The following is a 20191-nucleotide window of genomic DNA, read 5'->3' as shown; positions in this document are numbered from 1 at the left end:
AACGACTCTCTATCATTGTTATCAGTCAAATAAAACGTACGAATTATGAAAACAGGAAAGTACACTCCGCAGCCTATAGATACTTCTGATGTCAAGCTGCCCGAGGAATTAGAACAATTGGTAGAGAAGATGTCGAAGAACGTCCATGAGGTGTGGTCGGAGACCCGTATCAATCAAGGATGGACATACGGGGAACAGCGCAATGATGAACTAAAGACTCATCCGTGTTTGGTTCCATACGAAGACCTGCCAGAATCTGAGAAAGAGTACGACCGCAATACTTCTATTGGAACTCTGAAACTGATTATGAAATTGGGATTCAAAATTAGCAAATAGTCATATCATGAGAGAGTTTCTTGAAATGATGATCCAGAACCTGCGGAAGCAGGTGGAGGAGAAGGTGCCGGAGACGGGAGAGTTTCCGGTGGTGTATGAACGGGAGGATGTGAAAGAAAGAAGGATCGGAGCATCACACGTAATCTTGAAGGTGACGAACGTGCAAGTGAAAGGGTCAGAGGATGAACGCTACCTGGAACTGGCAGTGGTGAACTACCCTAGCCCTTATGGGGCTGAGACTGTGATCAAACTCGGCACGACACAGCAGATAAAAGAAGAACTGGAGAAACCGGAATTGGTGGAGGTCTTGCAACAAAGGCTGAAGCGTCTGATTGCCGATTTGGAGGACTAATGACAATACAATTATGAGGTAAGGAAATGACGAAGAAGAAAACGAGGAAGAATAAACAATAATCCCCAGCCGCCTGGCTGGGGATTACTGTTATTTGTTCAGGAGATATTTGATGATGAGATAGCCACCAACTATCTGGAGCAGCAGGCCTGGCCAACCTATGGTGAAGTCGGCTATCGTGGCGCTGATGCCTCCTGTGAGGATCAGCTCGCCCAGGGCCTCGATGGCTTTGCAGACCAGCACCACACCCAGCAGCAAAGGCAGTGAGAGGGTCTTGAAATACTGTGCTGCCAGTCCGGCAACGAGTGCCAGCACGCCCAGCTTCATGGTCATCACACCCATCACCTCTGTGGCAGGCATGCCTGTGAGCACATGGTTCACCAGGGGTGAGAGGATAGCTGCCAGCAGACCCGTCTTCCAGCCAAACTTGTAGGCACCCACAAGGATAACCAGCGACAGGGGCGAGAAGATGATGCCGCCCTGGGGAATGAGGTGGAACACCTGAGGCAGTACCAGGTTGCAAGCCACGAAGATGGCTGCCCACATGTAGGTCTTTGCCTCGTCATAATTCAAAGTGTAAAGTCTAACTGTTGTTGCGTTCATATTTTTACATTAAAGATTAAACATTAAACATTAAAAGGAGAGGCTGACACCACCCATGAATGTGGCGCGAGGCATGGGGAAGCCCTTGTTGAACTCATACTTACGGGCCAGCAGGTTCTCGCCACGAGCCCAGAGACTGATGTTCTGCATCAGGGCATAGGTGACGCTGGCATTAACCAGCAGCACGTCCTCCTTGGTCTCGTCATCGCCCACTGCAGTATAGAGGTCCTTGATGCGCTTCAATCCCAGCGAGGCAAACCACTTGCCCTGGTGGTAGTCCACACCGGCATAGCCCGTACCCTCGGGAGCACCCACAATCTTGTTCTTCATGTGCAGGTATGAGGTGTTGGCACGTACATAGAAATAAGGGCCAATGGGATATTTCAGCTCGGCATCCATGCCCCAGTTCTCAATCTCGCCAGTGTTCACCAGACGCTGCTTACCATCGACAGGCACCTGCTGAATGAGGTTGTCGCCCTTCAGGTAGAACACGTTGACGCCATAGACGGTACCGTCTTCCAGACGATGGTTCCACGACAGCTCGTAGTTCCACAGACGCTCAGGCTCCAGGTCGGTATTAGAAGGGGGATAGAGATACATCTCGCGCATGGTGGGATTGCGGAAGCCCTTGCTGGCCATCGCCTTGATTTCGCCATCCTCGATAGGACGGACCACGACACCTGCCTGAGGCACAAACTCCGTACCTGTGATGTTATGATAGTCCACGCGAGCGCCCAGGTCAACGGTCAGCCAGTCCATCAGGTCCTGACGGAAGTCCACATAGCCGGCAACCTCGTTGCGATACGACTTACCGCTCTGCTTGTTGGGTGTGTCGAGGATATCACCCGTAGCCTTCGAGGTGTAGTAGGCATTGCCATAGATATGCATATAGTCAACACCTGCCGTCACACGGTTGCCCTCGAAGAGCTGCATGCTCTGATAGAGCGACACACCTGTCAGCGCATCCTTAGAACGGAAATAGCGGGCTGTGGGCGTGGTGGGGTCTGAAGTACCGTCGTCAATCTTATGACGTCCAAAGTTTGTATAGACACTCAGCGCACCACTGGTCCATCCGTAGTTGTTCTCAAGGGCAGCTGACACCACACCACGGGTAATCCACTGGTCGGCATCCCACAACGGTTTCTCCTCCGAGCCAGGCTGACTGGCATTGAAATGGGTCACGTTGGCATCGATATAGGCATTCCAGTTGTCGTTGATGTCATAGCCCAACTTCAGGTAGCCGCCATACTGCTCGAAGCCCATGCGGGGACGATGGTTGTCAGAACGGCTATACTGTGCAGAGACAGTGCTGCTGAACTTGCCGGCACGTACCTGGTTAGAGGCCTCGGTCTGGATGGTACCATAGCTGCCTGCCCCCAGGTTGACATTCGTAAAGATGCCGTCCTTCTTGGCCTGACGGGTCACGATATTCATCACACCACCCATTGCATTCGAGCCATAGAGCACAGATGCAGGACCGCGCAACACCTCCACACGCTCGGCCATCAACGTCTGATAGCTGTCACTGATAGGATGTCCGTAGATGCCCTGATACTGGGGATGGCCGTCAATCAGCACCATCATCTGACCTGAGCCGCCAGCGAGGCCACGCATATTGATACCACCTGCAGCGCCTCCACTGACGCCATAGCCCATCATACCACGACTGGTAACCAAGAATCCGGGCACCTCGCGCATCACCGTGGGCAGCACACTCGTCTGGTGCTCTGCCGTCAGCATGTCGCGCCCTATCACGGTCACCGTCATTGGCAGGTGACGCACATCAGTAGCGTTTCTGGTTCCTGTTACTACCACTTCGGGCAGCGCCAGCGAATCGTTCAGATTCTCGGCCTGCATCTCTCCGAATGGAACAGCCGTCAGCATCATGGTCAGCGCAGCGGCTATTGTCTTTTTCTGTTTCATTATTATTGTTTAGCTTGTATTGAACGTAATATTCCGTGCAAAGATACAATTATTTTTTGAATTCGCACCCTTTTCTATTGAAAAAAATAACGCAACGGGTAGAAAAGGATTGAATACAAAAAAAGAGAACCGCCAATTAGCGATTCTCTTTGTTGGGGTACCCGGACTCGAACCAGGAAAGGCAGGACCAGAATCTGCAGTGTTACCATTACACCATACCCCAAACTTGTATTTAGATTCAGCGCGCTTGCTGAATTGCGGGTGCAAAGGTACTACTTTTTCTTGAACCGCCAAAACTTTTTGGGACTTTTTTATAAAAATCCTCAAAAAAAACACTTTTATTGAAGGTAATCGGATAAAAAACACTATCTTTGCATCTCATAAACACATAATTATATTAATGGTACAAACAGAGACACTGGTTCAAACAATAATTAAAGGTATACAAGAGAAAAAAGGTAGTAACATCGTGGTTGCCGACCTCAGCGGCATCGACGGCACCATCTGTAATAACTTCATCGTCTGTCAGGGTAACTCGCCCACACAGGTGGAAGCCATTGCAGAGTCGGTGGGTGATATGGCTCGCATGGAACTACAGGAGCGTCCTGCCCATGTGGTGGGATTGGAGAACGCCCAGTGGGTGGCAATGGACTATACTGACGTGTTGGTTCATATCTTCCTGCCCGACGTGCGACAGTATTACGACCTGGAGCACCTGTGGGATGATGCCCAGTTGACGCACATTCCCGACCTAGACTGATTGAAATGACAAGTAAACAATATGGAACAGAATCAAAATAACCAACCGAAGATGCCCAAGTTCAACATGAACTGGGTATATCTGATAGCCATCGCTGCGCTGGCATTCTTCTTTTTCTCCAACGGTTCTACCGACATACAGGGAGAGAAAGAGGTGACCACTGGCCAGGCCTCGTATAGTGAGTTCAAGAACTTTGTGAAGAACGGCTATGCCGAGCGCATCGTGGTGAACAAGTCGACAGAGACACTGAAGATGTATGTGAAGCCCGACAGCATCCAGGCTGTGTTTCATAAGACCACTGCCCAGACTGGCGCTGAGCCTTACCTGAGCGTGGAATATGGCAGCAATGCCAAGATTGAGGAGTTTGTAGACTCCGCCCGTGCACGTGGTTACTTCTCAGGTAAGTTCGACTACGAGCACGAGAGTAGCAATGGCATCCTGAACTTTATCATCAGCTCCCTGTTACCCATCCTTTTCCTGGTATTCCTGTGGATGTTCCTGATGCGCAGGATGAGTGGAGGTGGCGGCATGGGAAGTGGCGGCATCTTCAGCGTAGGCAAGAGCAAGGCTAAGATGTATGAAAAGGGCGGCGAGCTGGGCATCACATTCAAAGATGTGGCTGGTCAGGCTGGTGCCAAACAAGAGATACAAGAGATTGTGGACTTCCTGAAGAACCCGCAGAAATATACGGACTTAGGAGGTAAGATACCCAAGGGCGCCCTGCTGGTGGGTCCTCCGGGAACAGGTAAGACGCTGCTGGCCAAGGCTGTAGCCGGCGAGGCTGGAGTGCCTTTCTTCTCGATGAGTGGTTCCGACTTCGTGGAAATGTTTGTGGGTGTGGGCGCCAGTCGTGTGCGTGACCTGTTCCAGCAGGCCAAGGCTAAGAGTCCCTGTATCATCTTCATCGATGAGATTGATGCTGTGGGTCGTGCCCGCAGTAAGAACCCTGCCATGGGTGGTAATGATGAGCGCGAGAACACGCTGAACGCCCTGCTGACAGAGATGGACGGCTTTGGCACCAATAGCGGTGTAATCATCCTGGCCGCCACCAACCGTGTGGATATGCTCGACTCAGCCCTGCTGCGTGCAGGACGTTTCGACCGTCAGATACATGTTGACCTGCCCGACCTCAACGAGCGTAAGGAGGTCTTCATGGTACACCTGAAACCTCTGAAGCTCGACGATACTGTGGATGTGGACTTCCTGGCCCGTCAGACACCAGGATTCTCGGGTGCCGACATCGCCAATGTATGTAACGAGGCTGCCCTGATTGCTGCCCGTCACGACAGTCCGAAGGTAGGCAAGCAGGACTTCCTGGATGCTGTGGACCGTATCATCGGTGGTCTGGAGAAGAAGACCAAGGTGATGACTGAGGCCGAGAAGCGCTCTATCGCCATCCATGAGGCTGGTCATGCCACCATCTCATGGTTTACGGAGTTTGCCAACCCATTGGTGAAGGTCTCTATCGTGCCTCGTGGTCAGGCCCTTGGCGCTGCGTGGTATCTGCCCGAGGAGCGTGTGCTGCAGACCAAGGAGGCTATGCTCGACGAGATGTGTTCTCTGCTGGGTGGACGTGCTGCCGAGGAGCTCTTCGTGGGTCATATCTCTACTGGTGCCATGAACGACCTGGAGCGTGTGACCAAGCAGGCTTACGGTATGATTGCCTATGCAGGTATGGGTGAGCAGTTGCCCAATATCTGCTATTATAACAATGCGGAGTATCAGTTCCAGCGTCCTTACTCTGAAACCACTGCCAAGCTCATTGACGACGAGGTGCTGAAGATGATCAACGAGCAGTATGAGCGTGCCAAGCAGATCCTGACTGAACACAAGGAAGGTCACGCCCAGCTGGCTCAGCTCCTGGTGGAGCGTGAGGTCATCTTTGCCGAGGATGTGGAGAACATCTTTGGCAAACGCCCCTGGACCTCTCGTGCCGATGAACTCCTCGAGGCTCAAATGCGTGCTGAGGCAGAACAAATGGCGGCGGAGCGGGAGAAGGAGCTTGCTGAACAAGCTCCTCTGGAAGATGGTGAAGGGTGACAGGTGAAGGGAAAGAAAGACTCACCTCAAAACTAACCTCCCTTCACCTTTCACCCTTCACCTTTCACCAAAAACGAATAATTATGAAGAACTTTATTGTTAGAACAATCACAGGTGTATTTTTCGTCACCGCCGTCGTGGTCAGCTTCATGAACCCGCTGGCTATGGTGTTTCTGTTTGCACTCGTCACAGGACTCACCATCTGGGAGTTCTGCGGACTGGTTAATGAACGGCCTTATGTGCAGGTGAACCAGTTTATCTCGACAGTGGCTGGTGTGTACCTGTTTCTGGCCATGGCCGGACACTGCAGTGGCTGGACCACCAGCGACACGGTGTTTATACCTTATTTAATAACGATTATCTACCTGATGGTGGCTGAGCTCTACCTGAAGGCCAAGGATCCCATCAACAACTGGGCTTATACCATGCTGCCACAGCTGTATATCGCCCTACCCTTCTCGATGCTCAACGTGCTGGCATTCCCACAGGCAGGCAGTTACTCGTTTGTGTTGCCCCTGAGCGTATTCGTGTTCCTGTGGATGAACGACACCGGCGCCTACCTCTGCGGTTCGTTGCTGGGACGTCATAAGCTGTTCCCCCGTGTTTCGCCAGGCAAGAGCTGGGAAGGTAGCATTGGCGGTGGCTTGCTGGTAGTAGCCATCGCCGTGCTGGTATGGTATCTGCTGGGATTGTACTTCCCCAACGAGTCGAATCTCAATATGTGGCAATGGGCAGGACTCGGTCTTACCGTGGTGGTCTTTGGCACCTGGGGCGACCTGGTGGAAAGTCTCTTCAAGCGCACCTTAGGCATCAAGGACAGCGGTAATATCCTGCCGGGTCATGGTGGTATGTTAGACCGTTTTGACTCGTCGTTACTGGCCATTCCTGCCGCTGTAGTTTACCTTTTTACTATTTCTTTGCTGTAGGATTGCATATTTTTTGTCAAAATGTTTGGCGAAATGAAAAAAAATGTGTTACTTTGCACAAAGTTTTTATCAAACATTAACTTAAAATCAAAAAGTATGAAGAAGTTATTAGTGGCTATCGTAGCCGTGCTGTTCGCAGCACCTTCGTTCGCTCAGTTCAACAGCGGCGGTTTCTCACTCAATGAGAGCACAGTTTATTATGGCATGCGCCTTGGTATTAACGTGTCAAACCTGACAGGTGACATGGATGAAAATGGTGCCAAAGCAGGTCTGAACTTTGCTGGTGTCCTCGGTCTCCGTATCTCAGACTCTACCCCCATCTTCTTGGAGAGTGGTCTGTACTTCACCCAGCGCGGTGCTTCAAAAGACAAGAACACCTATGTAAGTCTGAACTACTTGGAAATTCCTCTTCTGTTGAAGTATGGTATCGCAGCTACTGATGAGATTGCTGTACTTCCCTTTATTGGTCCTACCTTCAGCTATGGTGTTGGCGGTAAGATGAAAGGCGGTGAAGGCGCAGATAAGGAAAGCTCATTTGGCAGCAACAAGTTCACCCGTCCCGACGTAGGCATCAAGGTTGGTTGCGGTGCTGAGTATAACAAACTCTACCTGGAATTGGGTTATCAGTTTGGCCTCACCAACATTGCTGACTGGAAAATTCCTGGAAAGAATGACGATGCTTCTGTGCACAATGGCGCATTCTTCGTCAACCTCGGTGTGAACTTCTAATCACATAGAATCATACAAACTTTATCTTGAAAAGCTCGGCCATCCGAGCTTTTTTCTATGCCCTGATTCATGATGGAGAAGCACAGACGATGACCATTGGAGGCCGTGCAATAGCCTGCCAATGCGCTGACACCAGTCACCGTGCCCGTCTTGGCCTTCACATTGCCTGCTGCAGAGGTATCCTTCATGCGTTTCTTCAGCGTACCATCCTCACCAGCAATGGGCAGTGAGGGCAACAGGTGCTCGTACATTGCCTGGTGCTTAAACGTATAACGCAGAATGCTGACCTCCAGTTCCGGAGAGAGATAGTTATAGAGCGAGAGTCCGCTACCATCGGCAATACGATAGTGAGAGGAGTTCAGGCCAGCACGCTCTATCAGCGCACGTTCCACACGTGCAGCATCGTTGGCACGACCAGGACGATGACTGCTGGCTGCAATCTGATAGAACATAGACTCAGCATAGAGGTTGTCGCTATCCTTCATCATACGCTGCAGGATATAGTCGATGCTGCGTTTACGCTCGCATACCAGCACAGCATCGGAAGGCAATACGCCATTGGTGGTCGTCACATTATCAAGAGTAATGCCTGTTTCTGCCAGAGCAGTAGAGAAGCGCTTGACGAAACCCGTCTTGCGTCCGACCAGCAGTGGCGACAGGTCAGGGTTATCATCATCCCAACACCATCCCTCGCCCCATTTCAGGGTATCTTTCAGAGAGATGTCGGTCACGATACTTCCGCTGATGGTGTCTACCCCAACCTGTTTCAGTGCATCGGCAAAGATACGCAGGTCACCAGCATCGAAGGCAGGGTCCATGCCTCCCACGCAGTAGAGGTCGCCTTTGAGGGTATGACTCACTATCTCACCTTTATAATATAAAGAGGTGTGATACTGATAGTTACCACCCAAGCGGTCGAGGGCAGTGATGGCCGTGAGCAGCTTCATGGTAGATGCCGGCCTCATCAGCTGCTGTTTGTTGAAGCTGAACAATGGACGGTCGTCAGTCAGGTCCCAAACCATCAGTCCCAGCTGGGTATAGTCGAGCAAGGGGTCGCGCATCATAGAGTCGAGCCTGACCTGCAAGCAATTAGGCCATGGCAGTTGCTGTTCTATGGAGTCAACAACGACACTATCTACCTCACTCACCAAGCCTTCTGTCTGCGCGAAAAGCGTGGAAGACAGAAGCAACGACAATCCAAAAATCAATCTTTTCTTCATAATTGTGTGCAAAGATACAAAAAATTAAGAATTAAGAATTAAAAATAAGAATAAATTCGTACCTTTGCACCATAAATTTGATTTGTATGGTCTACAAATACGACTTTCTGATTATCGGAGCAGGTGTGGCTGGTATGAGCTACGCCTTGAAAGTGGCCCAAGCCAAAAAGGGCTCGGTATGCCTTATCTGTAAGACCTCGCTCGACGAGGCCAACACTTCGTTTGCCCAGGGTGGCGTGGCCAGTGTTACGAACCTGGCCGTTGATGATTTTGACAAGCACATCGAGGACACGATGATTGCAGGTGACTATATCAGCGACCGCGCTGCTGTGGAGCAGGTGGTGAGAAACGCACCTGAGCAAATCAAGCAACTGGTGGAATGGGGTGTGAACTTCGACAAGCAGAAAGACGGCAGCTTTGACCTGCATCGTGAGGGTGGACACTCTGAGTTCCGTATCCTGCACCACGCTGACGACACTGGTGCCGAGATTCAGCGTGGACTCATGGAGGCAGTGAGAAACAACCCCAACATCACCATCAAAGAGAATCATTTTGCCGTGGAGATTATCACCCAGCACCATCTGGGTGCCAAGGTCACACGACGCACCCCCTATATCAACTGTTATGGTGCATACGTGCTGAACCCCGAGACTGAGAAGGTGGATACCTATCTCTCGAAGGTGACACTGATGTGTACAGGTGGTTGCGGTGCCGTGTATCAGACCACCACAAACCCAGTCATTGCCACTGGCGACGGTGAGGCAATGGTGTATCGTGCCAAGGGTACTGTGGCCGACATGGAGTTTGTGCAGTTCCACCCCACCGCCCTCTACTCGCCTGGCGAGACCCACCCAGCCTACCTTATCACTGAGGCTATGCGTGGCTATGGCGGCATACTGCGTCTGCCCAATGGCGAGAGCTTCATGGAGAAATATGACGAGCGATTATCACTGGCGCCACGCGACATCGTGGCCCGTGCCATTGATAAGGAGATGAAGATTCACGGTCTGGACCACGTCTGTCTGGACGTCACCCATAAAGACCCTGTCGAGACCCGCAAACACTTCCCCAACATCTATCAGAAGTGCCTGAGCATGGGCATCGACATCACCACCGACTATATCCCTGTTCGTCCCGCTGCCCACTATATGTGCGGTGGTATCAAGGTGGACCTCAACGGCTGCTCAAGTATTGAACGTCTTTATGCCATTGGCGAATGTTCGTGCACTGGTCTGCATGGCGGTAACCGTCTGGCTTCCAACTCATTGATTGAGGCAGTGGTCTATGCCGATGCTGCCGCTAAACACTCGCTGGAGCATGTTGACCTGTATGACTTCAATGAGAAGGTGCCTGAGTGGAACGATGAGGGCACGATGACCAACGAGGAGAAGGTGCTTATCACGCAGAGTGTAAAGGAGGTGGGTGAGATTATGTCCAACTATGTGGGTATCGTACGTTCAGACCTGCGCCTGCATCGTGCCTGGGTACGTCTGGATACCCTCTACGAAGAGACGGAGAACCTCTTTAAGCGTGTGAAGGCCACGAAGGATATCTGTGAGCTGCGTAACATGATCAACGTGGGTTACCTCATCACCCGCTTTGCACTGGAGCGCAAGGAGAGTCGAGGACTGCACTACACCATCGACTATCCTGTACACGCATACGACAAATAAAAAATCCCCAGCGCTGGCTGGGGATTTCTGTATGATATGACTCTTAGTAGGTCATCTTTGGTTCCAGTTCCTTGGCCTGGTCAATCATCTTCTGTATCTCGCTGACGGCAGGAACACGATTGCAGATATTCTTCTTCTCGTTGATCTCCACCAACTTGGGCTGCAGGTTCTCTGCCACACGATGACGGAACTCCTTCACAGTATCTACGCCAGCAGCCTCGAGCAACTCAGCAAACTGAGGACCCACGCCATTGATGCGGAACAGGTCTGCATGGTTGGTCCATTTCAGAATTAGCTTCTCTGAGATACCCGTAGCCTCAGCCAGTTCCTTACGTCCCTTGGGGGCTGCACATTTCTCGAGCAACTCACTCACCTTGTTAATACCTGCGGCCTGCAGCTTCTCAGCATAAACGTCGCCTACACCTTCGATGTCAATAATCTTGTAATCCATAATTAATCGGTTTTTTAGTTAGGTAATAAATGAATTGATTCGCAAATATAGTTAATTTTGCTCAATAAACTATCGTCCTTTAACTCCCTTTAACTCCCTTAACTCCCTTTAACTCCAATAAATTATGTACCTTTGTCGCGATTATGGACATCATAAAATTTCTGAAAGACTGGACACTGCCTGTATCAATGGGTATTGGTGCCGTTGCCTATCTGGTTTTTGCCTTTGTGCCACAACTAGAAGGGGCAGCCTTGTTCTTTGACCCCATCATGGAGGCTATCCTGCCGATGTTTATGTTCCTGGTGCTCTTCGTGACGTTCTGCAAGGTGGACTTCCACAAGATGAGACCAGTATGGTGGCATCTGTGGGTGAGTGTGTTCAACCTGCTGTTTGTAGGCATCGTGATGGCACTGATTCTGGGGTTGAACCTGAAAGACGAGAAGCTGGTACTGATGGAAGCCCTGCTGATGTGCATCATCGCCCCCTGCGCCACTGCTGCCGCTGTAGTCACACAGAAGCTGGGCGGTTCTTTGGAGCAGACCACCACCTTTACCTTCCTGTCAAATTTCATCACGGTGCTGCTGGTGCCCCTATGTTTCCCAATGATTGAGAAAGGAGCCGATGTCTCGTTCATGAGTGCCTTCACCAAGATTCTTTATCAAGTTGTCATTCTGCTTGTAGTCCCCATGCTGCTGGCTTATGTGGTCAAGCACACGATGCACAAACTGCATCAAAAGATTACAAGCATCCGTGACCTGTCGTTCTACCTCTGGGGCTGTTCGTTGATGATTGTGACTGGTACCACCGTGAAGAATATCGTACATGCCGAGGCTTCACTGCTGCTACTCACTACAATAGCCTTATTAGGACTTGTGCTCTGTATCATCCAGTTTGCAGTAGGTCGCTTCATAGGTCATTTCTTCAACAGGACCCAGGAAGCAGGTCAGGCCTTAGGGCAGAAGAACACCGCCTTTGCCATCTGGCTGGGCACCACCTACCTGAATCCCTTATCCTCTGTGGGGCCTGGTTGCTACATCCTATGGCAAAATATTATCAATTCTATAGAGATTTGGCAAGAACGCAAAAAGTTTTTGGAAAAAAAAGATTGACTTTAGTGGAAAATCATTATCTTTGCAAACGAAATCAATAACATATAAAATGATGAAACTAACGAGACTATGGCCTATGGTATGCTTGGTCGCAAACATTGCGGTCATTGTGTCGTGTGAACACAACACAAAAACATCCGACTTCAAATCAGAACATGCCGACAGCCTTATCTTTGAAGCAGGCTATCAAAAAGACTATGACCGTGTGTTAGCACTGGCCGATAGTTTTGAGCAAAATGGCAGCATCTCATCTATGGACGCTAACCGCTGGAGAGGTGTGGCCTACTATCGTCAGGCGCAATATCGCACTTCTGAGTTCTATTATAAAAAGGTGATTGACGGCAAGATTGAGACAGCACAAGACTCTATGGCCTACGTCAAGTCAGCCCGCAGACTGTCAGAACTGCTACTCGTCAAAGGCGACTATGAAGGTGCGCTGCGTGTGGCCATGCCTGCCGTGAAGAAACTGCAAGAGACGGGCTATGGCTCGGATATTGACTATGCCATCCTGTTGAATAATATCGGTTGCTGCCAGTTGAACCTGGGTCATGGTGAAGAGGCACAGGAGAGTTTCTACTCAGCCCGTGAGCACTATGTCAACCGATGGTCTACAGACAGTACGGCTCGTGGATTACAGGAGGCAGTCATAGGTACCGTATATACCAGTCTGGCATATATCAACACCCGTCGATTTGACGAGGCCGTCTATTGGATTGACCGTGCAGAGATGCTGCTTGGCCTATATAGCGAAAAGCCTGATGCCCGTCGAGAGTATTTCGATGAATATCAGGGACGAATAGAGATTATGAGAGCGGTGGCCATGCAGGGACTGAACAGGAATACCGAAGCCGCCAAGGCTTATAAGGCCTTCCTGCAGACTGAATTTTCCAAGACCAGCACAGGCAGAATCTATGCTAACGACTACCTGATGGCAGCAGGTCTCTATACTGAGGCTGCTGACAACTATCGCTACTTAGACCAGATGATTGAAGACTGGGGATTGGAACCATCGCTCGACAATATCCAGCTCTACCTGCTTCCCAAGCTGCGTGCCAACGTAGAAGCCCTCCGCAAGGACTCTGTGATGGCTGTCAGCCTACAGCTCTGTAATGCACTGGACAGTGCTATTGTCAAGAGGAAGGGTGACGATACTGCCGAGTTGGCTATTATCTACGAGACCCAGCAGAAGGAAGCACAGATAGCTATCCAGCAGGCAGAAATGGCTCGCCAGCGCATGATCAGCTCCTTGATAGCATTGGCATTGGTGGTGGTCTTCTTCTCTATTTTTATCTTCTTCCGTTACAGGTCGGCCAAGCGTCTGAAGCATGCCCACCAGCGTTTGGAAGAGGCACACCAGAAACTGAAAGTGGCTTATAATCAGTTGGAAGAGACCACTGCAGCCAAGGAGCGTATTGAAAGTGAGCTGCGTATTGCCCGCGATATTCAGATGTCGATGGTGCCCCATCAGTTCCCATTGCGCGAAGGTCTGGATCTGCATGCCCTGATGACAACTGCCAAGGAGGTTGGTGGTGATTTGTATGGTTATCTGTTAGAGGGCGACAAATTGTATTTCTGCTTGGGCGACGTCAGCGGCAAGGGTGTTCCCGCCTCCCTGTTCATGGCTCAGGCTACCCGTCTGTTCCGTACTATGGCAGCCCAGCACATGATGCCGGCAGAGATTGCCACCCATATGAATATGGCGCTGACAGAGAATAACGAGCAAGGCATGTTTGTGACGATGTTTATGGGACTGCTTGACCTGAATACCGGTAAGCTGTCATTCTGTAATGCCGGTCACAACCCGCCTGTTCTGACTGACGCTCCTGTAGAGAAAGGCGACAACGGCCCACATCCTGCACATTTCATTGAGATGAAGCCCAATGCGCCAATTGGTCTGTGGCCTGAATTGGAATATGAAGGTGAGGAGATTGAGAGCATCATGGGACACCCGCTACTGGTATATTCTGACGGTCTGACAGAGGCAGAGAACAAAAAACAGGAGCAGTTTGGCGAGGAGCGTCTGATGAACTTCCTGTGCAACAACCACTTTGAAAATGGTAAGGAACTTGACGAGTGTCTGAAGGCACTGGTCGATCAGTTCCGCGATGGTGCCGAGGTCAATGATGACCTGACGCTGCTGAGTCTGAAATTGGGTTAAACTGACGTTTTTCCCAACAGTTCAATCATGATTCTCGCTGCATTACGAGGGGCATTCTCTTTTCCGAGTCGTGCCCAGACATCCTCGTAGCCTTTCAGCATCTGCTCTCGTTGTGGATCAGAGAGAATCACTTCCAGTTCATGAGAGATGTTATCCAGCGTGAAGGTATCGGCAACCAGTTCACGCACCACCTCACGGTCTGCAATCAGGTTAACCAGTGAGATATATTTCACCTTCAGCACTTTCTTACGCAGCCAACCTATCAGACGAGGAAGAGGTGTCTCGTAACATACCACCTGAGGTACACGGAATAACGCTGTCTCAAGCGTTGCAGTACCACTCGTCACCAGTGCAGCATGGGCTTCAGAAAGCAGTTGGTAGGTTTGGTTCTTCACCAGGCGCACGTTAGTGCCAGCTATAAACTGATTATAATAGGCATCATCGATGCTGGGAGCACCTGCCAGCACCAGTTCATAGTCTTGCTCAAACTTCTTGGCTGCCTGAATCATCGTGGGCAGGTTATCCTTGATCTCTTGCTTTCTGGAACCAGCCAACAGGGCAATGATGGGTTTGATCTCTTTCCTCTTTCCTCCTTCCACTTTCCTCTTTCTTGCGTCCCTCTGGTAGCAAGCGTCCTTCGGCCGAGCGCCACTTTCCACTAAAAACTCCTTCACCTCATCGGCAGTAGGATTGCCGACATAATGGATGGGATAATGATGCTTTCCCTCGAAGAACTCCACTTCGAAGGGTAGAATAGAGAAGAGTTCGTCTACATCGCGCTTGATATTCTTGATGCGATACTCCTTCCAAGCCCATATCTTAGGAGAGATGTAGTAGTAAACAGGGATGTTGGTGTGTTTCTTGACATATTTGGCAATATCGAGGTTGAAACCAGGATAGTCGACAAGGATGACCACATCAGGTTGCCACGCCACGATGTCGCGCTTGGCCTGCTTCATATTACGAAGAATGGTAGGCAGATGCAGCAACACAGGCACAAAACCCATATAGGCCAACTCACGATAATGTTTTACACGCACACCACCAGCCGACTGCATCAGGTCACCACCATAGAATCGGAACTCAGCTGCAGCGTCCTGTTCCTTCAGGGCCATCATGAGTCGTGAGGCGTGTAAATCGCCTGAGGCCTCACCAGCTATCAGATAGTATCTCATTGTTCCCAGTCGTTTTTCTGTTTCAAGAACTCATAAGCCGTCACATCCATGTGTGTGGGCGTGATAGCCACATAGCCGTGATCCAGTGCCCAACGGTCTGTATCCTCCTGTTCCGGTTCCTCATTGCGATAGTGTCCCACCATCCACCAGTAGTCATAGCCACGCGGATGATGGCACTGGGTGGTCTCGTTACACCAAGAGCCATAAGCCATACGACACATCTTCACCCCTAAGAATGTAGGCGCCAGCGGGAAGTTAATGTTCAGACAGATGCCCTTAGGCAGTCCCTCGCGCAACACCTTCTCCGTAAAATGACGGATATAAGGGCGAAGCGGCTCAAAGTCGGCATCGCCGCGATAGTCACAAAGAGAATAGGCCACAGAAGGGATAAACTTCATGCAGCCCTCCAGCGTAACACCCATCGTACCGCTATAATGCGTATTTACCGAGGCATTGTCACCATGGTTGATACCACCAATAATCATATCGGGCTTGCGGGGGCAGATATTGGCCAGTCCCATCTTGACGCAGTCAACAGGCGTACCATTACACGACCATATCTCCACGCCCTCACTTTTCTTCTGTAAATTCAGTCGGAGAGGGATGGTGGCAGAGAAGGCACACGAGAAACCCGAGCGGGCTGAGTCAGGTGCACAGACGATGATGTCTGCCATATCGCGCAACATATCTACCAGGCACATAATGCCTTTGGCCTGATAGCCATCGTCGTTGGAAATCAATATCAGAGGTCTTTCTGTCATTCTTTTTCTGTTTTTGCGTGCAAAGATACTTATTTTCTTTGAAATACCCAAAAATCTAAAATAATTAAAATAAATCTGGTGAAACAACGTTGTTTCACGGAAAATTACTACCTTTGCAGTCTATTATCTAATAAGGAGAAAGATTGAAATGGGAAAAATCATTGCATTAGCAAATCAGAAAGGCGGCGTTGGCAAAACGACAACAACCATTAATCTGGCAGCTTCGCTGGCTACGCTTGAGAAGAGTGTACTGGTTGTGGATGCTGATCCGCAGGCCAATGCCTCGAGTGGACTGGGTGTTGACTTGAAGGAGGTGGATTGCTCGCTCTATGAGTGCATCATCAATCATACTGATGTGCGTGAGGCTATCTATACCACTGATATTGAAGGACTTGACATTATTCCCAGTCATATAGACCTGGTGGGCGCAGAGATTGAGATGCTGAATCTGGACAACCGCGAAAAAGTTATCAAGAAGCTGTTGGACCCCATCCGCAACGAATATGACTATATCCTCATTGACTGCTCACCCTCGCTGGGCCTCATCACTGTTAACTCGCTGACAGCTGCAGACTCCGTGATTATCCCTGTGCAGTGTGAGTATTTTGCATTGGAGGGTATCTCTAAGTTGCTCAATACCATCAAGATTATCAAATCAAAGCTGAATCCGAAACTCGAGATTGAAGGTTTCCTGCTGACGATGTACGACTCTCGTCTGCGTCTGGCCAACCAGATTTACGACGAGGTGAAGCGTCACTTCCAGGAGCTGGTCTTCAAGACCGTCATTCAGCGTAACGTAAAACTGTCGGAGAGTCCGTCACACGGTCTGCCCGTCATCCTCTACGATGCCGACTCTACCGGCAGTAAAAACCATTTGGCTTTAGCAAAGGAAATCATTAGCAAGACGAAGTAACTATGGCAGTCAGAAAGAAATTTGACAAGAGTGTGCTGGGCCGTGGCCTGGACGATATAGGCAATGGACGTGGGCTGGACGCCCTCATTGACACCAGCGACGTGAAGACACAGGGCTCATCGAACCTGAACGAGATTCCCATCGAGCAGATAGAACCCAATCCTGACCAGCCCCGTCGTGAGTTTGACCAGGAAGCCATGCAGGAGCTGGCCACCAGTATCCAGAACATGGGTATCATTGCACCTATCACCCTGCGTCAGGTTAGCGAGAACCGCTATCAGATCATTGCTGGTGAGCGTCGCTGGCGTGCTTCGCAGATGGCAGGCTTAACCTCTATTCCTGCCTATATCCGTACCGCTGACGATGAGAGTGTGATGGAGCTGGCGCTGGTAGAGAATATCCAGCGTGAGGACCTGAATGCCATTGAAATTGCGCTGGCCTATGAGCATCTGGCCGAGGCCAGTGGCATGACGCAGGAGAAGATATCGGAGCGTGTAGGCAAGAGCCGTACTGCCGTTACCAACTATATGCGTCTGCTGAAGCTGCCCGCCCAGATTCAGATGGCCCTGAAGAACCACGAGATTGATATGGGACATGCCCGTGCCCTGTTGTCGCTCGACTCTCCCTCGATGCAGTTGAAGCTGTTCCGTGATGTACAGAAGAACCAGTATTCTGTACGTAAGGTGGAGGAGATGGTGCAGGCCCTGAAGAATGGCGAGGATGTGCAGTTGGTACGTAAGCGTATCACAACCGACACGCCTCTGTCTGAGAGTCTGAATGAGAAGAAGCAGTATCTCTCTGACCGTCTGAAGGCAAAGGTCCAGCTGTCGTGCACAGCCAAGGGTAATGGAAAGATCAGTATCGCATTCACCAACGAGGATGACCTGAACCGCATCCTGTCGCTGTTGGGAAAATAAACAAGAATAAAAGGGTAAAAAAGTAAAGATGAAGATGTCGGATATGACAACAAGGATTAACAGGAGGGTGAAAAGGCTATTTTTCTTTTTACCTTTCTACCTTCTTACCTTTTTACCGTCATCGGCTGTGGCACAGAACGAGGTTTCTGACTCTATCGTCATGGCTATCGACTCGATGTATGAAGCAATGGCTGTTGACACCGCAGCCATCAGCGACACCATCAAACATATGAAGTCCATCGTAGAGCTGGACCCTCCCACCATGAAGGCGAAACGCGACTGGAGCACATGGCGACCCAACCCACAGCGAGCTCTGTGGCTGGCACTGGTAATCCCTGGCGGAGGACAGATCTACAACCGCAAATACTGGAAGCTGCCCATCGTCTATGGAGGTTTCGTGGGATGTATCTATGCCATGATGTGGAACAATATGATGTATCACGACTACTCGCAGGCCTATCTGGACATTATGGACAATGACCCGACGACAGCCAGTTACAATCAGTTCCTCCATCTGGGAAAACAGATTAACGATTCGAACATCGAGCGCTATAAACAGGTATTCAAGAGCCGAAAGGACAAATACCGCCGCTGGCGTGACTTGAGTTTCTTCTGTCTGATAGGCGTCTATGCCATCTCGGTGATTGATGCCTATGTCGATGCTGAGCTGTCTGCTTTCGACATCTCCAAAGACCTGAGTCTGAAGGTACGTCCTACGATTATGGAGAACAAGTCATCCATGAATCCGCTGTACGCCACATCGTTGGGCGTCAACTGCAGTATCAATTTTTAAACGAGAAATGACGAATGAGGAATAGGAAATATACATCTTTCAAATGGGCTGCGCGGAGCTTCTTCGTGCCTCTCTGTCTGCTGGCATTCTTACCTGCCACCCTTCATGCACAGGTTGTAGAGGAAGAGGAGGAAGAGTACGAGAGTGCTGACGAGATAGAAGAAGTCATCGACGAGCAGGGCTCTGAAGAGGACATCGAATTCCCTGAGTCCATGACCTACAACCTGGACAGCTTGATGAACGAGTATATGTCGAAGACATACCTCGAGCCAGACAACGACTGTCAGACGAAAGACGAGAACCCCACCTTCTCGAAGGAGGTATATATAGAGCGCCTGTATCGCATGCCAACCGTCATGGAGATGCCTTACAACGAGGTGGTGCAGTCGTGCATCGACCGCTACACAGGACGTATGCGCCGTACTGTAGGTTTCCTGCTGGGTGCCTCTAACTTCTATATGCCCATATTCGAAGAGGCCCTCGATGCCTATCAGTTGCCATTGGAGTTGAAGTACCTGCCTATCATCGAGTCGGCCCTGAACCCCACAGCCGTCTCTCGCGTGGGAGCTACTGGCCTGTGGCAGTTCATGCTGAGCACTGGCAAGCAATACGGTCTGGAGACCAACTCACTGGTTGACGAACGTCGTGACCCTGTGAAAGCATCGTATGCTGCAGCCCGTCTGCTAAGCGACCTCTATAAGGTCTATAACGACTGGAACCTGGTGATTGCAGCCTACAACTGCGGTCCTGGTAATATCAACAAGGCCATCTCACGTGCTGGTGGCGAACGCGACTACTGGAAGATATACCCCTATCTGCCCAAGGAGACTCGTGGCTATGTGCCTGCCTTCATCGCAGCCAACTATGTGATGAACTATTACTGCGAGCATAACATCTGTCCGATGAGCAGTCGTCTGCCCGTCAAGACCGACACGGTGCTGGTAGACCGCAATATCAATCTCAACCAGGTGGCCAGCATTTGCGGTTTCGACATTCAGATGCTGCGCTCACTCAATCCTGAATACAAACGCGACATTGTGCCTGGTGCCACGAAGCCCTATGCTATCCGACTGCCACTGACCGATGTGACACGTTTTATTGAGATGCAGGATTCCGTCTATAACGCCAGTTCTTCAGATAAGCGTCTGCTTGTCGAGGTTGACGAACAAAGCGTAAAATCAAGCAAATCAGACAAGCGCTCTTCTGGTGCCAAATATCATACAGTGCGTCGTGGTGACACGATAGGTGGTATTGCAAGGAAATATAGAACGACTGCAGCCAAGATCCGCAAGCTCAACGGACTTCGCAAGGACACAATCCGTGTAGGACAAAGACTCAGAGTGCGCTAATAT

Annotated in this window: 19 protein-coding genes and 1 tRNA gene; 13 read left to right on the top strand and 7 right to left on the bottom strand. The window is 50.4% G+C overall.

The window, feature by feature from the left end:
• Nucleotides 1-45 precede the first annotated feature (45 nt).
• Both Q0R57_RS02095 and Q0R57_RS02090 read left to right on the top strand, forming a co-directional pair.
• Nucleotides 46-336, top strand: coding sequence for a RyR domain-containing protein (locus tag Q0R57_RS02095; protein WP_294743445.1), 291 nt, complete (start codon nt 46-48; stop codon nt 334-336).
• Between the two features lie 7 nt (nt 337-343).
• A complete protein-coding gene (locus tag Q0R57_RS02090; protein ID WP_294743443.1) occupies nt 344-688 on the top strand; it encodes a hypothetical protein in 345 nt (114 codons plus the stop codon).
• Nucleotides 689-778: 90 nt separating this feature from the next.
• On the opposite strand, the gene Q0R57_RS02085 is transcribed toward Q0R57_RS02090, so the two are convergent.
• The 3 genes from Q0R57_RS02085 to Q0R57_RS02075 all read right to left on the bottom strand — a co-directional run bounded on the left by Q0R57_RS02085 (nt 779) and on the right by Q0R57_RS02075 (nt 3437).
• Nucleotides 779-1291, bottom strand: a complete 513-nt coding sequence (locus Q0R57_RS02085) for an ECF transporter S component (RefSeq protein WP_294743441.1) — start codon at nt 1289-1291, stop codon at nt 779-781.
• A 30-nt stretch (nt 1292-1321) separates the two neighbouring features.
• Complete coding sequence (locus Q0R57_RS02080; protein ID WP_294743439.1) at nt 1322-3214, bottom strand: TonB-dependent receptor; 1893 nt, start codon at nt 3212-3214, stop codon at nt 1322-1324.
• A 152-nt stretch (nt 3215-3366) separates the two neighbouring features.
• A tRNA-Gln gene (locus tag Q0R57_RS02075) sits at nt 3367-3437 on the bottom strand.
• 177 nt (nt 3438-3614) lie between these two features.
• Between Q0R57_RS02075 and rsfS the strand changes: the two genes are divergently transcribed.
• The 4 genes from rsfS to Q0R57_RS02055 all read left to right on the top strand — a co-directional run bounded on the left by rsfS (nt 3615) and on the right by Q0R57_RS02055 (nt 7669).
• Entirely contained in the window at nt 3615-3974 is a 360-nt protein-coding gene (gene rsfS, locus Q0R57_RS02070; protein ID WP_294743437.1) for a ribosome silencing factor, read from the top strand.
• Nucleotides 3975-3995: 21 nt separating this feature from the next.
• The gene (ftsH, locus tag Q0R57_RS02065) at nt 3996-6014 is read left to right on the top strand and encodes an ATP-dependent zinc metalloprotease FtsH (protein ID WP_294743435.1); all 2019 of its coding nucleotides are present in this window, start codon (nt 3996-3998) and stop codon (nt 6012-6014) included.
• An 83-nt stretch (nt 6015-6097) separates the two neighbouring features.
• The gene (locus tag Q0R57_RS02060) at nt 6098-6940 is read left to right on the top strand and encodes a phosphatidate cytidylyltransferase (RefSeq protein WP_294743434.1); all 843 of its coding nucleotides are present in this window, start codon (nt 6098-6100) and stop codon (nt 6938-6940) included.
• A gap of 96 nt (nt 6941-7036) precedes the next feature.
• Nucleotides 7037-7669, top strand: coding sequence for a porin family protein (locus Q0R57_RS02055; protein WP_294743432.1), 633 nt, complete (start codon nt 7037-7039; stop codon nt 7667-7669).
• On the opposite strand, the gene dacB is transcribed toward Q0R57_RS02055, so the two are convergent.
• On the bottom strand, nt 7666-8889 hold the full coding sequence (dacB, locus tag Q0R57_RS02050; protein WP_294743430.1) for a D-alanyl-D-alanine carboxypeptidase/D-alanyl-D-alanine-endopeptidase: 1224 nt from the start codon (nt 8887-8889) through the stop codon (nt 7666-7668). The genes Q0R57_RS02055 and dacB overlap by 4 nt on opposite strands.
• Before the next feature lie 86 nt (nt 8890-8975).
• Here dacB and nadB point away from each other — a divergent pair, with 86 nt between their 5' ends.
• Complete coding sequence (nadB, locus tag Q0R57_RS02045; RefSeq protein ID WP_294743428.1) at nt 8976-10562, top strand: L-aspartate oxidase; 1587 nt, start codon at nt 8976-8978, stop codon at nt 10560-10562.
• 43 nt (nt 10563-10605) lie between these two features.
• Here the strand turns inward: nadB and Q0R57_RS02040 are convergent, their stop codons facing one another.
• Nucleotides 10606-11013, bottom strand: a complete 408-nt coding sequence (locus Q0R57_RS02040) for a DUF4332 domain-containing protein (RefSeq protein ID WP_294743426.1) — start codon at nt 11011-11013, stop codon at nt 10606-10608.
• Nucleotides 11014-11156: 143 nt separating this feature from the next.
• Here Q0R57_RS02040 and Q0R57_RS02035 point away from each other — a divergent pair, with 143 nt between their 5' ends.
• Both Q0R57_RS02035 and Q0R57_RS02030 read left to right on the top strand, forming a co-directional pair.
• A complete protein-coding gene (locus Q0R57_RS02035) occupies nt 11157-12122 on the top strand; it encodes a transporter (RefSeq protein ID WP_294743423.1) in 966 nt (321 codons plus the stop codon).
• A 49-nt stretch (nt 12123-12171) separates the two neighbouring features.
• A complete protein-coding gene (locus Q0R57_RS02030; RefSeq protein WP_294743421.1) occupies nt 12172-14280 on the top strand; it encodes a PP2C family protein-serine/threonine phosphatase in 2109 nt (702 codons plus the stop codon).
• On the opposite strand, the gene lpxB is transcribed toward Q0R57_RS02030, so the two are convergent.
• Complete coding sequence (lpxB, locus tag Q0R57_RS02025; RefSeq protein ID WP_294743420.1) at nt 14277-15455, bottom strand: lipid-A-disaccharide synthase; 1179 nt, start codon at nt 15453-15455, stop codon at nt 14277-14279. The two genes, Q0R57_RS02030 and lpxB, sit on opposite strands and share 4 nt — an antisense overlap.
• Nucleotides 15452-16216 carry a 5'/3'-nucleotidase SurE gene (gene surE / locus Q0R57_RS02020; RefSeq protein ID WP_294743418.1) on the bottom strand — a complete coding sequence of 255 codons (765 nt, stop codon included), beginning with the start codon at nt 16214-16216 and terminating at the stop codon, nt 15452-15454. The genes lpxB and surE overlap by 4 nt, the downstream gene beginning before the upstream one ends.
• 148 nt (nt 16217-16364) lie before the next feature.
• On the opposite strand from surE, the gene Q0R57_RS02015 reads away from it, so the two are divergent.
• The 4 genes from Q0R57_RS02015 to Q0R57_RS02000 all read left to right on the top strand — a co-directional run bounded on the left by Q0R57_RS02015 (nt 16365) and on the right by Q0R57_RS02000 (nt 20188).
• Nucleotides 16365-17129: an AAA family ATPase gene (locus Q0R57_RS02015; protein WP_294743417.1), complete on the top strand. Its 765-nt coding sequence runs from the start codon at nt 16365-16367 to the stop codon at nt 17127-17129.
• Between the two features lie 2 nt (nt 17130-17131).
• The gene (locus Q0R57_RS02010) at nt 17132-18046 is read left to right on the top strand and encodes a ParB/RepB/Spo0J family partition protein (RefSeq protein WP_294743415.1); all 915 of its coding nucleotides are present in this window, start codon (nt 17132-17134) and stop codon (nt 18044-18046) included.
• 127 nt (nt 18047-18173) lie between these two features.
• The gene (locus Q0R57_RS02005; protein WP_294743414.1) at nt 18174-18839 is read left to right on the top strand and encodes a DUF5683 domain-containing protein; all 666 of its coding nucleotides are present in this window, start codon (nt 18174-18176) and stop codon (nt 18837-18839) included.
• A 14-nt stretch (nt 18840-18853) separates the two neighbouring features.
• Complete coding sequence (locus Q0R57_RS02000; protein WP_294743413.1) at nt 18854-20188, top strand: lytic transglycosylase domain-containing protein; 1335 nt, start codon at nt 18854-18856, stop codon at nt 20186-20188.
• Nucleotides 20189-20191 lie beyond the last annotated feature (3 nt).

It is taken from the genome of uncultured Prevotella sp., from assembly GCF_946407605.1.
In the GTDB taxonomy this organism is placed as follows: domain Bacteria; phylum Bacteroidota; class Bacteroidia; order Bacteroidales; family Bacteroidaceae; genus Prevotella.
Note: the sequence above shows the minus strand (reverse complement) of the source record. Positions and strands in the feature narration are given on the sequence as shown.

What these genes read in the sequence shown, in the direction of transcription:
- Q0R57_RS02095 (WP_294743445.1), top strand. Translation starts at nt 46, where the DNA reads ATGAAAACAGGAAAGTACACTCCGCAGCCTATAGATACTTCTGATGTC.
- Q0R57_RS02090 (WP_294743443.1), top strand. Translation starts at nt 344, where the DNA reads ATGAGAGAGTTTCTTGAAATGATGATCCAGAACCTGCGGAAGCAGGTG.
- Q0R57_RS02085 (WP_294743441.1), bottom strand. Translation starts at nt 1,291, where the DNA reads ATGAACGCAACAACAGTTAGACTTTACACTTTGAATTATGACGAGGCA.
- Q0R57_RS02080 (WP_294743439.1), bottom strand. Translation starts at nt 3,214, where the DNA reads ATGAAACAGAAAAAGACAATAGCCGCTGCGCTGACCATGATGCTGACG.
- rsfS (WP_294743437.1), top strand. Translation starts at nt 3,615, where the DNA reads ATGGTACAAACAGAGACACTGGTTCAAACAATAATTAAAGGTATACAA.
- ftsH (WP_294743435.1), top strand. Translation starts at nt 3,996, where the DNA reads ATGGAACAGAATCAAAATAACCAACCGAAGATGCCCAAGTTCAACATG.
- Q0R57_RS02060 (WP_294743434.1), top strand. Translation starts at nt 6,098, where the DNA reads ATGAAGAACTTTATTGTTAGAACAATCACAGGTGTATTTTTCGTCACC.
- Q0R57_RS02055 (WP_294743432.1), top strand. Translation starts at nt 7,037, where the DNA reads ATGAAGAAGTTATTAGTGGCTATCGTAGCCGTGCTGTTCGCAGCACCT.
- dacB (WP_294743430.1), bottom strand. Translation starts at nt 8,889, where the DNA reads ATGAAGAAAAGATTGATTTTTGGATTGTCGTTGCTTCTGTCTTCCACG.
- nadB (WP_294743428.1), top strand. Translation starts at nt 8,976, where the DNA reads ATGGTCTACAAATACGACTTTCTGATTATCGGAGCAGGTGTGGCTGGT.
- Q0R57_RS02040 (WP_294743426.1), bottom strand. Translation starts at nt 11,013, where the DNA reads ATGGATTACAAGATTATTGACATCGAAGGTGTAGGCGACGTTTATGCT.
- Q0R57_RS02035 (WP_294743423.1), top strand. Translation starts at nt 11,157, where the DNA reads ATGGACATCATAAAATTTCTGAAAGACTGGACACTGCCTGTATCAATG.
- Q0R57_RS02030 (WP_294743421.1), top strand. Translation starts at nt 12,172, where the DNA reads ATGATGAAACTAACGAGACTATGGCCTATGGTATGCTTGGTCGCAAAC.
- lpxB (WP_294743420.1), bottom strand. Translation starts at nt 15,455, where the DNA reads ATGAGATACTATCTGATAGCTGGTGAGGCCTCAGGCGATTTACACGCC.
- surE (WP_294743418.1), bottom strand. Translation starts at nt 16,216, where the DNA reads ATGACAGAAAGACCTCTGATATTGATTTCCAACGACGATGGCTATCAG.
- Q0R57_RS02015 (WP_294743417.1), top strand. Translation starts at nt 16,365, where the DNA reads ATGGGAAAAATCATTGCATTAGCAAATCAGAAAGGCGGCGTTGGCAAA.
- Q0R57_RS02010 (WP_294743415.1), top strand. Translation starts at nt 17,132, where the DNA reads ATGGCAGTCAGAAAGAAATTTGACAAGAGTGTGCTGGGCCGTGGCCTG.
- Q0R57_RS02000 (WP_294743413.1), top strand. Translation starts at nt 18,854, where the DNA reads ATGAGGAATAGGAAATATACATCTTTCAAATGGGCTGCGCGGAGCTTC.